The following is a 16,718-nucleotide window of genomic DNA, read 5'->3' on the forward strand; positions in this document are numbered from 1 at the left end:
TCTTCAGCGAAACCTCTGGAGTAATTATCTCGAGTTTTTTTCGAAATCTTTTTTGAAAGTATTTGGACGTGCCACCATACTACAAAGGGACTTAAAGTAGTTTGAGGTTATAGGTTCCTTTATAGCATGATGTCGGGCTTTACTCGCTAATTTGTTAGCAAGCCTCAATCCTTCACGCACATTTGATACATAATAAAATTAAGTATTGTATAAACTTCTATGTTTAAGCAGTTTGAAAACTACTATTTGTTATTTGTAGTTAAGTGTTTTCTGATGTAGAATTAGTCAAAATAGGAGCATATGATTTTTTGAACAACTGAAATGTTTTTTTTACTCATTTTAGTATATGAATGAAAAGTTAAAGAATTCAAGTTGATTAAATTTGACTTTCATAATTAAACAACTAAATAACCATGAAAAAAATAGTAGTATCAGCATTTTTATTAATGCTAACATTATCGGTAAATGCGCAACAGCAAAAAAATATTGAAGGAGCTATAAAAGAATTAAGCTTACCAGATGAACAAGCAAATCAATTAAGAACTTTTGTTAAAGAAAAAAATACGAAAGTAAAAGAAGTAAAAGATCAAAAATTAGAAAGTGAAGATGAAGCTGAAAAAATTAAAGAAATTAATACGGCTCATTTTCAAAGGGTAAATAAATTACTTGGTAAAGAAAAAATGGCTGAGTTTAATGCCTATTGGAAAAAGTAATTCCATTACGCTCTCCCGAAAACAAATAGAGAAATAAAAAAAGTAGTAAGTTTAGGCTTACTACTTTTTTGTTGTTGTGTTATTGGTTCTATTATAAGAATTTCACAACCATTAGCTGATAATGGTTTTTATCAAACGGCAACCCCTTTTGGGGTTTTGATTCGAATTTTCTAGTTGTATTTCCTATTTGTTTTTAAAATGTGATAAACTGTAATTAAGGAATCGAATTTAAATAGAAGCTAGTTTACCGTCAGTTCAAACGAATCTTTGATGCCTTCTTTTTTAAAGGTAATCTTTTCATTAGCAGCCAACGGAAACGCATCCTCCCATGAGTAGATGCTAATGGTTACTTTGCCTTTTTGATGTGCTTTTACCACTCCAAACTTATCGATAGAAGCTATTTTAGGATTATCAGAATACCAAATAATGTTGTTTCGGGTGGCATTAGCTGGGGATATTTGGTGTGTCAGTTGCAAAGACTGTCCAACGGTACAATTTTCTGGTTTGGTCTTGATTTCCAGTTTTTTTACCGCTACAAAATCAAACTTTTTGATTTCATTTTTTAAATACTGATAGGCTTTGTCTTGCTCTGTTGTTAATTTATTTACATTTAATCCTTCATACAATCGAAGACTGAATTTTCGGGGAATGTAATGATCGCCTGTAAGTTCAAAAGGATCCGTTCTCACATCAAAAAAGCGACCCTGAGGAAATTCAACAGTAGGAGCATAATATTTAAAATCTTCATTGTGTATGAATCGCAATAATTCGGTTTCGTTTGTGTAGAGTTGGTTGTTATTGTACCATGTGTAAATATAATCTCTATGTTTTTGCTTGCCTACAATTACATTATTCCAAAAGCTCACACCATCAATTTCATTTTTTCTTGGCATTTCAATTCCCGTAGCTTCGCAAAGAGAAGGTAAAATGTCTACAATGTCGGTCATTCCATTGTATTGAAATGGTTTTTTAATTAAAGAGGGAGCGCTAATTACTAAGGGTACATGAGTACCGTTATCAGATGTTCCACCTTTGCGTCCAGGATAAAGAGTACCGTTTGGATATACGTGTGTAAAGCTTTCTTTTGTTCCGTTATCTCCCATTACGATGATAATAGTGTTCTCTTTCAGGTGATTTTCTTCTAATTTAGCCACTACTTTTCCGATGAGCTTGTCCATGTATGCTACCATATCTGGGAAATATCTCTGATCGTCACCCGTATGTCCGTTTTTGTTGTTATTGGCTTCATCGAAGTTGTCAAAAAGCGAATTGGGTTTCGTATCAGGGGTGGGTTTATGGTCATCATGAACCAATAGCATTGGGTAATAAAGTAAAAAGGGTTTGTCTTTATTTTTGTCTATAAATTTTAAGGCGGCGCGATTACAAATGTCAGGGCCATACCATCTGCGACCTGTTTCTGGATCTAAATCGGTTCGTCCTGTATAATCAACAGTTTTTCCATTGACTACTAAGTTGGGATTGATAAATCGTTGTCCTTCTGTGGTTACATCAAAGCAGGTGAATTCATTCCATCCAAATTCATAAATATATTGGGTGCCCGGAATTTCATTTGTTCCTCTTGTTTGTTTCCATTTTCCAAAAATCCCAGTTTCATAACCTGCTTTTTTAAATATATCACCTATTGTGATATCGGAATGGTGTTGTGATTTTGGGCGTAGGAAGTTTCGAGAATTATATTTTGCTGACATTAACGCAATTCGACTGGCTTCACATAATGGATAGGCATGCGCATTATTGAATCGAACACCTTCATTAGCTATTTTGTCAATGTTGGGAGTTTTAAATACCGTGTTTTCGAATAATCCTTTAATAGATGATAATTTATTTGCGCCATAAGAAGTTACACCTAGGTGACTCAAATCATCAATTAAAATTAGGACAACATTTTTTTTCTTCTGTGCTATACATTTTGGTACAAAAGAAAAATTTAGTACTGCAAATAGTAAGAATAAAATGGGGTACTGTCTGGAAATAGTCATAATTACTTATTTTGGTTGTTGTTTTGAAATAAAAAAAGAAACTTTATGATTACTTTTTTTCCCAAGCTCTAAAATACTTCACATGCATTTCGCCATCCAGACGCTTGTCATCCGGTAAGGCTCCAAACCATTTGTTTGATTCACAATTGATATTAATGGCTAATGGTTGATGCCAATGTGTATTTTTAGCTTCTCTAAACAAGATTCCGTCGATGTAAAAACGAATATATTCCGCAGTCCATTCTAATCCCCAAACATGATAATCGGCTTGTAATTCTTTTGGAAAATAATACTTTTCCGTTCTAGAGAAATGTGATTTTACATTTCCTTGGTCTTCTGGAGATTTAAAGACATGGATATTAGAATTTAAATCATGTCGGTTTTGAACCACTCCAGGGGCATTTTCACAAATATCAATTTCAGTCCACCAATCTTTTGTGCTATTACTCATCCAAAAACCCGAAACCCAAGGGGCGTCCATTAACTTACATTCGGCTTCGAAATAACCGTACAAGAATTTCTCTTTACTCACGATAAAACCAGTCGAATGCGTAAAACCTTCGGGTAGTTTTTCGTCTTTGTGTTGATTTAATTTGATAACTAACTCCCCTTTTTCTAAACTAACGTTCGAAGGATGAAAGTAAGTCGGTGCTCTTCCTTTCCATTTTGGATTATTCGGGAACCATTTGGTTTCATTTAATTTTTTTGAATCAAATTCATCTGAGGACTCTTTTAGCAAAGTCCATTTAGTAGCATTTTTTTGATCTGAAAGAGGGAATTTATCATTAAAGCGTTTAGGTGCTTTTTCCAATTTAATAGAATCGGCATATTTTTTTGGTGGGATGGTTAAATCTTGTGAATGGGCATTTGACAAAAATGCAAAAGCGAGAAATAAGGTAATTTTGGTTTTCATATTTGTTATAATTATACTTTTTAATAAAATCGGAACCAGTCAATATTGTTGGTTGTACTGTTATCATTTTTGAAGGTTAAATAAAGACTGTGTTTCCCTTTTAAGCTGTTTTTTATAGTAGTTGTCGCTATTTGATAATTAGCATTAGGTTCAATCACACAGGTTCCAATGATGTTTCCTTCTTTAGAATCTTGACGAATTTCAATCGTAAGTGGAGTTGCAGTAGTTGCTTTAATTTCAAAACCATTGATTCCTTTTTTGAAATCAAGGTATTTATAAGCAACATAATCACCATTTTGTATTGCAGACAATCCTTCTGATTTCATATCTGTTGATGGCAAAGGAGTGATACGAACATTCCCGGATAGTTGACAAGCCCATTCCGATTCGGTGATAGCTTTAGCATCTAGAGGTTTACCTGCGCCTTGTGAGGTCATTTCGACTTCATTAATACTTCCGTCTTTGTTGATATAAATGGGTTCGATGCAAGCTTTTCTAAACTTTTGAGAATTATTGGTTGAACGATGGTAAAAAACATACCAATGATTATTGAAATTTTGAATAGAACCGTGATTGTTCCATGAAGCTGGATCGCAATCAAAATTGTCTATCAAAACTCCTTTGTATTCGAAAGGACCCATTGGCGATTTTCCAATCGCATAGCCTAGGCAAGTAGGTTTATCTCTTCGGCTGTCATCAGCAAAAACAAAATAATATAATTTCCCTATTTTTCGAATGGAGGAACCTTCATGAAAAGCAATATTTCCTTTAGCATCTAATGGTTCAACAGTGGTAGTCGAATCAATTTCGATCATATTTGGTTTCAGTTTGGCAACTTTTGGTTTGCCTTGTCCCCAATAATAATACCCTTGTCCATCATCGTCAACTAATACCGCAGGATCAATTTGATAGGCTCCTTTAATTTTTTTTCCATTTACAAAAGGTCCATTAGGGGAGGAGCTAGTTGCTACACCTTCGGTTTTTGTTTTTCCGGGAGAACAGTAATACAAATAATAAGTTCCGTCCTTATAGGCACAATCAGGGGCAAAAAGCAACTCGTCATGATAGGGAACCTGATCGTTTGGTCCTTTGGAAGCAAAAGCATTTTCGGTTACCGTCCATTTTTTCATGTCACTCGTGCTTAAAACATGATGGGAGTAGGAACACCAATGGTCGTCACTTTCGTCGCGGGAACCATAAAGATATAGTTTACCGTCTTTCCAAACGTGGGCTTCGGGATCGGCAATGTACATTCCGGCTGGTACAATTGGGTTTTGACCCAAAATTAGGTTCGCTAGAAGCAGCATCAATATTGCGCTTATTTTGAGAATTGTTTTTTTCATTTTATTTTAAAACAATTTTATACACCAAGGCAGCATCTGCTTCGGCTGGTTTTATTTTGGGTTGGTTTACTTCAAGGCCTTTGGCTGTTTTTTTCCATTTAATAGACTCTTTGCTTCCTAAAACAGAAACCGATTTAATTTTCAACTCTTTTCCTTTTGCAGCAAAAGTTTCAAGGGTTCGATTCGCATTTTTAGAATTCCAACCCAACTGAATGGCATATACTATTTTTCCGTTTTGAGTGTAGCGAACATCGTTTTCGTTTAATTTATCTAAACCTTTTTTAATAGCACCGTAGTCATTCCAAGCATCGTTAGGATCACGTTTTAGTTCTGTTGTTCCTTCTCCAAAAGAGACAAAAGGTCTGGTTTTGTATATGGATTCACCATACAATTTCATCCAAATTCCTATTTTAGCCATGGTTTGTACTTGTTCTTCGGGCATGGTGCCGTCTGCCATTGGACCTGCCGATAAAAGCATAACCCCATTTTTACTCACCACTTCGGCCAACATTCGAATGGCTTTTTGGGGATCAATGGTGGTGCGCTTTGTTTTGTCATAACACCAAGAACTCCCTAGAATAAAATCGGTAATCCAAACATTAGGGGTAATATCTTCCATTATAGCCCTTTCGACATTGACAACAGCCAGTTCAGTTGGGAAGAAATCCCCTTTGGTATTGACTACAACTTCTTTATTCAGGGAAGCTGCTTTGTTGAAATAATCGGACAAAAATTGTTTGCGATAGGACTCTTTTATGTATCGCTCTCCAAAATCCATCCATATATAATCAGGACAATATTCGTTAATGACTTCGTCTAGTTTGGCTAACCAGAGATTATTTGCTTCCTCATAACTCATGTTGCCATAAAGTTTTCGGTATTTTGCATCTTGGGGTACTTCAGGGTTTTCTTGTGCAATAATATGTCTGCTCACGGGTAATGAAAAAGAGTTTTCTTTTTTAGGGTAAAACATCATATTGAAACCATGGTGAAAAGTAGCCATAAATTTCAATCCTCTTTTTTTGGTCTCCTCACTGATGGCTTTTACCATATTGAGATGAGGACCCATATCTACCGAGTTCCATTCATTAACTTTGCTATCCCAAAGTGAGAATCCGTCATGATGTTCGGCTACCGATCCAATAAATTTGGCTCCCATTCCTTCGAACATATCAACCCATTCTTTTGCGCTAAATTTATTAGCTCTCCATTGCGGAATAAAATCGTGGTATTGAAAATTGGGGCCATATTCTTTTCGGTGGTTTTTATAAATTTCACTTCCCCAACCCACGCGGTCAGGAACATACATCCAGCGAGCGTACCATTCGCCCCCCGAAGCAGGAATAGAATAAATTCCCCAGTGAAAATACACACCTAATTTGGCGTCTGCAAACCATCCTGGAACTGCTTTGTGTTTTTTTAAATTCTCCCAGTCGGGCTGGAATTTTTGAGAAAATACTTGAGTTGAAGCTATAATAAATAAAATACAGCTTAGTAAAAATTTCGAGTTCTTTTTTTGCATTGTTTATTTTTAATATAAAGTTTAAATATAAGTCGTTTGAAAGAAGAAGTACAATAATCAAACTAGAAAAAACTTAAAAAACCCAAATGTGGTAGCTTTTAAATCAAATCTTATTTTTATTGCAGACAAAATTTACAAGTTGTTTGTATGAAACTCAGTTTTTAAAATGTATTCATCAGTAAATAATAGTTCTAAAAACCATATTATTGTGATGATAAATACAATTGGAAACCTTTTAACGAATGGAAATGAATATTTTTGGTAAAAGAAATTTAAAGAGATAAAACTGTAGGTCTTTTTTTTTATCTTTTTAAACAAAAACCAATTACTATTTCAATTTAACCCTATACAATTATGAAAACAAAATTAATTGCACTAGCAATGGTGAGTTTGGTGTCACTAGCACCGAAAACTACTACATAAAGTCAATCAAAGAAACCTAACATTCTTTGGATTTTAACTGATGATCAGAGAAAACACTCTAATGGGGATTATAACTTAGTAACTACTGGAAAAAAAGACAGTCCGCTAGGGTATGTAGAATCACCAAATTTGGATGCGCTTGGCAAAGAGGGGATTATATTCCCTAATATGTATTGTAACTCACCTGCTTGTGCGCCTTCAAGAAACGGTATTCTTGCAGGGAAATATCCACACCATTCAGGAGTATATGGTTTTGAATATTTTAATGGTGAGGCTGCCTTTTTTACGAAAACAATGCCTTCCTGATGCAGCCAAAGCTATTTTGACTGATATGGGGAAATGGAATAAGATAAATGGTCAAACTATATTCGAAACTAGACCGTGGAGAATCTATGGTGAAGATCCTACCAAAATAAGTTAAGATAATCCTACTGAAAAAGAAAACAAAGATGCGGTAGCACAAGATATTCGTTTTACGACAAATAAAGATACATTATACGCAACGGCATTAGCTTGGTCAGAAACGGGAAGTTATTACGTAATATCATTGGCTTTAAATAATCCTAATGAAAAAAAAGCAGTTAAATCGGTACAATTTATAAGTGGAAAAAATAAAATCAACTGGAAACAAACGGTTGAAGGATTGGGCATAGATGTAAAAGGTATCAAACCTTGTGAGTCTGCTTACGTTTTTAAGATTGAGTTTAAAAAATAATTAACCAAATGAAGCTTGAACTGTTATCGTTAAAGTCTTTGGAAATATATTCTAGAGGCTTTTTATTAAGTAGAGCGAATTAGTACGTAAAAGAGTGTTTGTATTCAATATTGTTCTTTTTTTTAGTAAAGTTAGGAATTAATGATCTAATAGTTTATTTTTTTGATGAAATAGGCACTATTTAAGGTTAGCTTAGTTTGTAATTTTATCGTTTATAACTATTAATTATCAAATAAAGGATATGAGTCTAAATTGTAAGGCAGCAATCGCTAAAGGAGACGGAACATTTTCAATAGAAACTATAACGGTAGAAAACCCAAAAGAAGATGAGGTTTTAGTAGCTATCAAAGCCGCAGGTTTGTGTCATACAGACCACGATTCTTTGAATTGGGGAAAACCAATTGTTATGGGACATGAAGGAGCGGGAATTGTTACTGCTATTGGTTCTAATGTAAAAAGCGTTCAAGTAGGTGATGCTGTGATTTTAAATTGGGCTACACCTTGTGGTAAATGTTTTCAATGCGAACATGAAAACGAACATATCTGCGAAAATAATTCTCCTGTAGTAGCAGGTGGAAACGGATATACACCAGGACATGCGCACATAGAGGGAACTACTTGGAATGGAACTCCTATAATCCGTTCCTTCAATATTGGAACACTATCAGAGTATACTTTGGTAAAAGAGTCTGCGGTAGTTAAAAACCCTATTCAAGACATGTCTTTTCCTGCTGCTAGTATTGTGAGTTGTGGAGTAATGACTGGTTTTGGTTCTGCTGTTAATACTGCGAAAGTAGAGGCTAATTCCTCCGCTGTTGTTTTAGGAACTGGAGGAGTAGGACTTAATGTGATTCAAGGAATTAAAGTATCCAAAGCATCCAAAATTATAGCAATCGACATTAACCAACAACGGTTGGATATGGCGGTTGAATTTGGTGCTACACATACCATTTTAGCTGACAGAGATGATAAAGGTTTGCTAAAAGCAGCTCAAAAAGTAAAAGAAATGACAGATGGTCGCGGTGCTGATTATGCCTTTGAGTGTACTGCTATTCCAGCTTTGGGAGCAGCACCTTTGGCTATGATTCGCAATGCAGGAACAGCTGTTCAAGTAAGTGGCATTGAAGAAGAGGTTTTAATCGATATGTCTTTATTCGAATGGGATAAAAAGTATATCAATCCATTGTATGGAAAATGCAACCCTCAAAAAGATTTCCCAATAATAGTGGAACATTATAGAAAAGGAGAAATTAAACTTGATGAAATGATTACCAATTCTTATCCATTAGAAAACTTACAACAAGCCCTTGATGATATGTTATCAGGTAAGAATGCCAAAGGCGTTATTGTTTTCGAATAAGTTTTACACTTCTTAAATTTAAATGATGATAAATAAAATTTGCTGTAGTTTACTAATAGGCACACTAATAACCACTTCATTGTCTGCACAAATTGAAGCTCCTACAGGAAAAAAGTGGGAGAAAATAAACAATCTTTCAGACGAATTTGACGGTAAGCTATTAGATAAAAAAAAGTGGGCTGCAGATCCTGAAGGACATCCTGATTTTGGTTGGATAGGGAGACCTCCTGCACTTTTTAAAGAATCTTCTGTGACCGTCAAGGAAGGGTTTATGAACATTGAAGTAGGGAAGTTACCCGAGAGCTTTGTGAGTAATAAATATGCTAAACCAGTTACTTACGATTATTATGGCGGAATTATTCGTGCTAATTTACCCATATCATTTGGGAATTATTTTGAATCTCGATTCAAAATGAGTAAGACCGAAATGGGTGGAGGTTTTTGGCTAATGTCAAAAAATACTTGTGATAAAAAGCATGAAATTGATATAACCGAATCTATAGGTGTAGTTTCACCATTAGCAGAAGAATGGGGTAAGAAATGGGATAAAATAATGCACTCTAATACCATTCATAGAGAAACGCAATGTAATAAAGCCGAAAGAAGTCAAGCGATGATGTATCCTGAAGTGAAAAATTCGGATGAATTTCATACGTATGGTTGTTGGTGGAAAAGTCCAACCGAACTTTTGTTTTACCTAGACGGAAAATATGTGTACACACTAAAACCACCTGTTGATTTTGATCAAGAAATGTTTTTACATTTTTCTATCGAAAGTTATGACTGGAACCCAATTCCTAAAGATGGTGGTAAAGTAGCTAGTGCAACTAAAGAAGAGAGAACAGCCTTGATTGATTATATACGAACTTATAAACTAGTTAACGCAAAAAAGTAAACCTTGGAGGTTTAATAAAATTATAAAAGATGAAAAAATATACATCCGCTTTTTTCCTTATTTGTGCCATCAATTTATCTGTTGCTCAAAATAGAACGGTAGAGCTTCTAAAACAATGGAAGTTCACCAATTATGATTCGGGAGCTTCGTTTCAAGAAAATTTTGATGACAGTGATTGGCAGTCGGTAACAGTTCCTCACGATTGGGCTGTAAAGGGAGAATTTGATTTTGCTAATGATTTACAACTAACCATGGTTATTCAAGATGGAGAAAATAAACCTCATTACCGCACAGGAAGAAGTGGAGCTTTACCATATGTAGGAGTAGGCTGGTATAGAACAAAATACCATGTTACAGCCGCTGATTTACAGCAAAAAGTACAATTATTGTTTGATGGTGCGATGAGCAACTCAAGGCTATATGTAAACGGACAATATATAGGCGAAAGACCTTTTGGTTATATTTCTTTTTACTTTGATATAACACCATTTTTAAAAGAAGGTAAGAATACAATTGCTGTTCGATTAGAAAATTACAACAGTCAATCCCGTTGGTATCCAGGGGCTGGTTTATACCGAAAAGTTTCATTGATAAAGACCAATACAAGCCATGTTAAAACTTGGGGTACATTTGTAACAACACCTGTAATTTCTAAAAAAAGAGCTACTGTAAAACTAGATTTGGAACTAGAAGGTTCTGGTACTTATACGGTGAAAAATGAAATTATCGATGGCAAAGGAAAAGTAGTTACTTCAAAAAATAAGGATATAACAATTGGTGCAAAAACCAAATTTTCGGAAGAATTTGAAGTTTCAAAACCTAATTTATGGAGTCTTGAAACACCGAATTTATACAAGTTAAAAACATCAGTTTATCAAGGAAACAAAGAAATTGACCAGTACGTAACGAGCTTCGGAATTCGCTCTGTTCGTTATGAAGTGGACGGTTTTTACTTAAATGACAAAAAAGTACGTTTCAATGGAGTTAACATGCACCATGATTTAGGTCCTGTAGGGGCAGCTTTTCATCGCGAGTTATTTGTTAGACAAATGACTAAAATGAAAGAAATGGGAGTGAATGCGATCCGTTTTTCACACAATCCACCAGCACCAGAAGCGCTGGATGTTTGTGATGAAATGGGACTTTTAGCGATTGATGAAGCTTTTGATGAATGGCAATTAGGAAAAGTAATTAACGGTTATGGACTTCATTTTCACAAATGGGCAAAAACGGATCTTACGGATATGATTTTAAGAGATAGAAATCATCCATCAATAATTATGTGGAGTATTGGTAACGAAATTATGGAGCAGTACAAACATGATCCTAATAAAATTACGGCTTACTTAAACGGAATTGTAAAAACATTAGATACTACTCGTGCTACAACAGCAGGTTTCAACTCTGCTAAAAATGCAATTGATAGCGGAATGGCAACTACAGTCGATGTGGCAGGTTTTAATTACAAGCCAGGTGTGTACGCGGCGATTCGTAAACAGAATCCAAACTTGAAATTTTATGCTAGTGAAACAGGAGGTTCTGTAAGTGTGCGTAACAGTTACAAATTCCCGGTTGTTTTTGATACTATTCACGGTAAAAGAGGGGATTCAGCGAATACAATTGTGTTTCCTGACGGACATCCAGGTAATTATGAAACCACTAATGTGCCTTGGGGCTATCCTGCGTACAAAGAATTTGCAGCTCAAGAAAAAAACACCTCTGTTTATGGGGAATTTGTCTGGACTGGTTATGATTATTTAGGAGAACCATCACCCTATCACGATGCTAAATCACGTAGTTCTTATTTTGCACCAGTTGATTTTGTAGGTTTAGAAAAGGATAAATTTTACTTGTATCAAACACAGTGGAAAAAAGACGAAAAAGTATTGTACTTCTTTCCACATTGGACATGGAACAAAGAGGAAGCAAAATCTTTTCCGGTGGTTTGTTATACTTCGTATGATAAAGCAGAATTGTTTGTAAACGGGAAAAGTTACGGAGTCAAAACCAAACAGCCATTATCAAAATTAAGTTTTGAAGGAGACAATATTGCTAGAGAAGCTTCAGGTGGTGGAAATTGGGAATTATTCAAAGCCTATGCTATTATTTGGGACGATGTAATATACGAACCAGGTGAAGCCAAAATTTTAGCTTACGATAAAAACAACAAAAAAGTAGCAGAGACTAAAAGAGTAACTGCGGGTGCTCCTGATCATATTACAATTCAACCAGAAATTAAAACCATAAACAATGGTGAAGTAGGCGTTTTTGTGGTTTCAGTAGTAGATAAAGATGGGAATTTATGTCCACATTTTAATGACGATATGGATATTGAAGTTAGTGGAGCAGGAGCGTTTTTGGCAGCTGGAAATGGTGATCCGGTAAACATGCAAAACTTATCTAAACCCAAAAGAAAGTTCTTTAATGGACAAGCGGTTATCTTTGCACAATCGACTCAAAAAGGGAATATAACCATTACAACAACGACTAAGAATTTGAAAGCAACGAGTTCTGAACTAGAAGTAAAGTAATAAATGGGATTAAATTTGAAAAAATTTAGGCCGCAGATTAAAAGGATAAAAAGAATTAATCTGTGTTAATCTTTTTAATCTGTGGCTAATAAATAAGAACAGATTTTAATTCTTTCTAAAATCGTCTTGTTTAAAATAATGGTATTAAAGTAAAAATATGGAATCAAAATTCAAAACCACCGAAATCTCTAACCCAGAATTCGAAAGCAACAACCTTCGTTTCATCACCGTGAAAACTAAAAATCTGAACGGGCGAGGGGATATCTGCGTTTTTGTTCCACCAATGAAAGATGTCAAAGATTTGCCTATCGTAACACTCTTACACGGTGTTTATGGTAGTGCTTGGATTTGGGCGCACAAAGCAGGAGTTCATTTTACTGCCTTGCAAATGATAGAGCAAGGATTGATAAAGCCTATGGTAATTGCGATGCCGTCCGATGGATTGTGGGGCGATGGTTCCGCTTATTTGCCGCATAATAGCGCCAATTATGAAAAATGGATTGTTGATGATGTGATTAATGCCGTGAGAGAAAATATTGATTGTACGAGTGATAAATCTAAATTGTTTATTTCAGGACTTTCCATGGGCGGTTATGGTGCCTTGCGTTTGGGTGCTAAATTCCCCAATCGTTATAATGCCATTTCGGGACATTCTTCAATTACCAATAAAAACCAAATGCATTTGTTTGTCGAAGAAGACGAAAGCAATTACAATCAAGCGGACAGCATTAACGAAGATGTTTTTGGGTTGCAGCTAAAAAACAGAGATAAGCTACCGCCATTTCGTTTTGACTGTGGGAAAGACGATTTGCTCATTGATTACAATCGACGGTTGCATCAAGCTTTGGAAGCTAATACCATCCCACATACTTACCAAGAATTTGAAGGTGCTCACGAATGGCCGTATTGGCAAGAACACATCAAAGACAGTTTGTTGTTCTTCAATCAATTTTAAAATCAAAGTGAATTCCTAATTAAAAGGAGTTCGCTTTTTTTTTAGGAGCAGAAATGCTATTGTTTTCAAGAACTTTCCGTCCTGCTCTACGCTATATCTCTTGTGTAAAAGCTATCGCAACACAAGAGGATGCCGCTTCGATCAGGGCTAAAAATAACGACTTATTTCCATAACAGCTGAAGCTAAAAGGATGCTAAAATGCGATTAGTTTCATTAGCTAGACCTTGAAAAGATCAAATGTTTATAAAATGATACAATCGTTTTTTTTTTTTTTTTTTTCAACTCCTTCGGGGTCGTATGTGAGGGGTGTTTTTCTTTCTATAAGCATTGAAATCCTCTGGATTTCTATTGTTCTTCGATCTTTAATCTGAATCTGTGATTGTTTGTAGTTGATTCTTCACAGCAGTCCGTGTATTTAATAACTTTTGTTTGTTAAAGGAAAGATCGTGGAGCGGGGAAATGAAAACGAACACGTATCTCTTAGAAGTTTTGCAATAGGCATATGAAAATATATCATAGGTCTTGAGTAAAAAACATTTTATTTCCAAAGCAGCTTTGGGAGATTATTTATACCAAGTAGAATTATAAGTTAGACCAATTTTTATTGAACCACTTTGAAAAAATTAACAGTACTAGAATACGATTTTGTTCTTTATGTAAAATTTGAAACAAAAAAAAAGACTCTCCAATTTTGATTTTTAAATTAAACTTGAAGAGTCTTTTTATCTTAATTTTAGTTTTTGCTTACTGGCTTGAAAATACGAACCCAATCAATTTTCATAGTGTGGTCCTCTGTGTTTTTGATTTCTTCATCTGTAGGAGTACAACCAATTCCAGCTCTCCAGTTTTGATCTTCCATAGTGAATAATATATCCATTGGCTTGTTTAACCCTGTTCTAGTTGAGGCGTCTCCAGTTGGCGAAGTAAAGTTTTTAGGGTCAATACCATCTTTTGTTCCTATATTATCTAAGCTATTCGTAGAGCGTACTAATTTACCATCAATATAGTATTCTAACTCTGTTGGGCTTTTCCAATATACACCATAACGATGATATTCATTTGCCCAATCACCAACTTTACTGTCAGTGTACCAAGTAGTCACATCACCAGGTTGGTAATCTTGAAATGGATTTCTAATAAACACATGAGTACTTAAATGGATGGTTTTAGAAAATTGTCTTCCTCCAGCAACATTATTTCTAGCTGCAGTTCCTCCCCAAGCTTCCATGAAATCAATTTCTTGCGTATCATCAGGACTTAACATCCACGCTCCAGAAGTATTTACACTATTGGCAATTTTAATACGACTCTCAATATAAACAGGATATACAATTTGTTTATTAGAAACTACTGCTCCAAGTCTAGTGGCTTTACCAGTCAATGTTGATCCTCCGTAATCATAACTTTTAGTTTCTCCTTGAACACGAGAAGTGATAAGTCTCAAGACACCATCTACTATTTCTACGTTTTCATATTTCCATTTTGTTAATCCTGGACCATCCCATGCATTGTGATAAAAATTGGTCCATTTTCCGTTACCAAAAGTAGTTTTTGTGTTAGTTGCAGTATAAGCATATTCAAAATCATCTGACATATCGGTTTGAAATTCCCATTTTTTTCCTGTTCCAGGGTCTGCAGGTACAGTGATTAACTTATAGTCTGTTTCTTCGGGAATTGGAATTGGATCAGGTGTAACTGTAACAGGTGTTTCTTGAGGTGAATTACTCGAGCAAGAAATAAGGTTAAAACTTAGGGGTAACAATAGTAATAAGATTGTTGTTTTTTTCATAATAAAGAATGTATAAAAAGTTTATGGGTTTTATCTTAAAATCTTTGAAAAAAGAATGGGACTTATAAATCATTTTTTAGTACAAAAAGATTATTGCAAAGTTAGGTTGATAAATTAATTGTGTGAAGCCATTAAAATGTTTTTAACGATTTTACATATAGACTTAAACTAGACAAACCCATTAAACCACTAATATTTGAAGGTTTTTCATGTTAAAAGTTTATAGTATTGTAATAATCATTAAAACACTATAAATTAGCTTTATAATTTTATTGACAAATACAAGCGCGATTTTTTAAGATATGAATATAAAATCTCAACTTCTATTTTTGAAAATTATCTTGAAAATTCAATTAAAATGATGGGTGTAATTTTAACAACAGTCAAGTGGGCAGCATCAACAAAAATGTTTTTAGGTTGCTTCTTAAAAATAGAGACCAACTACCGCCTCTTCGTTTTGACTGTGGCAAAGTCGATTTGCTCATTGAATACAACCGTTCCTTGCATCAAGCTTTTGAATCAAATTCTATAAAGCATCATGCTTACCAAGATTTTGAAGGCGCTCACGATGGTCATACTGGCAAGAGCACATCAAGGATAGTTTATTATTTATCAATCAATTTTAAAATCCAAGCGAATTCCTGTTCACGGGAGTTCGCTTTGTTTTAACTGTTCTATTTGCATTTCCCTTCTAAACCTAAAACGATAATTTCTTTTTAATTAAAAAAATCCCACTATTAACAGTTAATTGAAGGCGTGTAATAGTGGGTTAATTTTATGTAGTAGTAGGCGAATTTAGGGATTTGTCGACCACAAAGAAGCACTTTTAAGCAGGGCTCTTCTAGGTAATTTTAATCCCGCAAGGATTAATTGGGCAAAATCATCGGGTTGAAGTACACTGTCATCAGAACCTTTTTTAGCAATGCCTGCTTCTATTGACATATCCGATTCTATGGTGCTTGGGGTTAGGGTAACTACCCTGATGTTGTTTTTTCGAACTTCTTTCATCAAGGATTCAGACATCCCGATAACGGCAAATTTTGAAGCAGAATAGGCCGATGTGCTAGCATTTCCGCCTAAACCCGCAGTGGATGATACATTTATAATATCGCCTTCGTTTTTGGCAATGAGGAAGGGTAGCACCTCTTTAGTAACATAATACATGCCCATTAGATTGGTTTGAATAATCTGAGTCCATTGTTCAACAGGCATTTCGCTAAAGGTTCCAAATCCTCCGATACCGGCATTATTTACCAGAATATCAACTCCACCTAGGACTTCTACGGTATTTTTAATATTGGTTTTTACCTCCTCATAATTTCCTACATCAAATACCGAATATATCGCTTTAACACCAAAGGCTTCCAGTTCTGCTATTGTTTTTTTAAGTGTTTCTTCATTTTTACCTGTAATGGCAACATCAATACCTTGTTTTGCAAAGGCGATTGCAGTAGCTTTACCTAAACCTCGACTGCCACCTGTGATAATCGCTTTTTTATGTTTTAAATCGCTCATTTTTTATTTTTTAGATCTTTATATTTTTGGAAATACTGACTGTT

The 16,718-nt window shown here is 34.9% G+C and carries 12 protein-coding genes and 1 pseudogene; 7 read left to right on the plus strand and 6 right to left on the minus strand.

Annotation, left to right across the window (positions count from 1 at the left end):
* The first annotated feature begins 413 nt into the window (after window positions 1-413).
* A complete protein-coding gene (locus ACSV4D_RS08885) occupies window positions 414-713 on the plus strand; it encodes a hypothetical protein (RefSeq protein ID WP_439227972.1) in 300 nt (99 codons plus the stop codon).
* 239 nt (window positions 714-952) lie between these two features.
* Here the strand turns inward: ACSV4D_RS08885 and ACSV4D_RS08890 are convergent, their stop codons facing one another.
* From ACSV4D_RS08890 to ACSV4D_RS08905, 4 genes are read right to left on the minus strand one after another with little or no spacing between them, the layout of a single operon-like run.
* On the minus strand, window positions 953-2,713 hold the full coding sequence (locus tag ACSV4D_RS08890) for a sulfatase-like hydrolase/transferase (protein WP_439227973.1): 1,761 nt from the start codon (window positions 2,711-2,713) through the stop codon (window positions 953-955).
* Window positions 2,714-2,762: 49 nt separating this feature from the next.
* Window positions 2,763-3,626, minus strand: coding sequence for a family 16 glycosylhydrolase (locus tag ACSV4D_RS08895; protein WP_439227974.1), 864 nt, complete (start codon window positions 3,624-3,626; stop codon window positions 2,763-2,765).
* Window positions 3,627-3,646: 20 nt separating this feature from the next.
* On the minus strand, window positions 3,647-4,969 hold the full coding sequence (locus ACSV4D_RS08900; protein ID WP_439227975.1) for a family 43 glycosylhydrolase: 1,323 nt from the start codon (window positions 4,967-4,969) through the stop codon (window positions 3,647-3,649).
* Between the two features lies 1 nt (window position 4,970).
* Window positions 4,971-6,491 carry an alpha-L-fucosidase gene (locus ACSV4D_RS08905; RefSeq protein ID WP_439227976.1) on the minus strand — a complete coding sequence of 507 codons (1,521 nt, stop codon included), beginning with the start codon at window positions 6,489-6,491 and terminating at the stop codon, window positions 4,971-4,973.
* 453 nt (window positions 6,492-6,944) lie between these two features.
* Here ACSV4D_RS08905 and ACSV4D_RS08910 point away from each other — a divergent pair, with 453 nt between their 5' ends.
* From ACSV4D_RS08910 to ACSV4D_RS08935, 6 genes and pseudogenes are all read left to right on the plus strand, one after another.
* Window positions 6,945-7,220: a sulfatase-like hydrolase/transferase gene (locus tag ACSV4D_RS08910; protein WP_439228038.1), complete on the plus strand. Its 276-nt coding sequence runs from the start codon at window positions 6,945-6,947 to the stop codon at window positions 7,218-7,220.
* 151 nt (window positions 7,221-7,371) lie between these two features.
* Window positions 7,372-7,629 (plus strand): annotated as a pseudogene (locus ACSV4D_RS08915) (alpha-L-fucosidase C-terminal domain-containing protein); the annotation flags it as partial.
* A gap of 241 nt (window positions 7,630-7,870) precedes the next feature.
* Window positions 7,871-8,989 carry a Zn-dependent alcohol dehydrogenase gene (locus tag ACSV4D_RS08920; protein WP_439227977.1) on the plus strand — a complete coding sequence of 373 codons (1,119 nt, stop codon included), beginning with the start codon at window positions 7,871-7,873 and terminating at the stop codon, window positions 8,987-8,989.
* Between the two features lie 25 nt (window positions 8,990-9,014).
* Window positions 9,015-9,884, plus strand: coding sequence for a family 16 glycosylhydrolase (locus ACSV4D_RS08925; protein ID WP_439227978.1), 870 nt, complete (start codon window positions 9,015-9,017; stop codon window positions 9,882-9,884).
* Window positions 9,885-9,913: 29 nt separating this feature from the next.
* Window positions 9,914-12,415, plus strand: a complete 2,502-nt coding sequence (locus tag ACSV4D_RS08930) for a glycoside hydrolase family 2 TIM barrel-domain containing protein (RefSeq protein WP_439227979.1) — start codon at window positions 9,914-9,916, stop codon at window positions 12,413-12,415.
* A 157-nt stretch (window positions 12,416-12,572) separates the two neighbouring features.
* Entirely contained in the window at window positions 12,573-13,370 is a 798-nt protein-coding gene (locus tag ACSV4D_RS08935) for an alpha/beta hydrolase (RefSeq protein ID WP_439227980.1), read from the plus strand.
* A gap of 733 nt (window positions 13,371-14,103) precedes the next feature.
* Here ACSV4D_RS08935 and ACSV4D_RS08940 read toward each other — a convergent pair.
* Together ACSV4D_RS08940 and ACSV4D_RS08945 are read right to left on the minus strand one after the other, a co-directional pair.
* Window positions 14,104-15,132, minus strand: coding sequence for a family 16 glycosylhydrolase (locus ACSV4D_RS08940; protein ID WP_439227981.1), 1,029 nt, complete (start codon window positions 15,130-15,132; stop codon window positions 14,104-14,106).
* Between the two features lie 822 nt (window positions 15,133-15,954).
* Window positions 15,955-16,674, minus strand: a complete 720-nt coding sequence (locus ACSV4D_RS08945) for a 3-ketoacyl-ACP reductase (protein WP_439227982.1) — start codon at window positions 16,672-16,674, stop codon at window positions 15,955-15,957.
* Between the last annotated feature and the right edge of the window lie 44 nt (window positions 16,675-16,718).

The sequence above is a fragment of the Flavobacterium sp. ARAG 55.4 genome, assembly GCF_051846875.1.
Classification (GTDB): Bacteria; Bacteroidota; Bacteroidia; order Flavobacteriales; family Flavobacteriaceae; genus Flavobacterium; species Flavobacterium plantiphilum.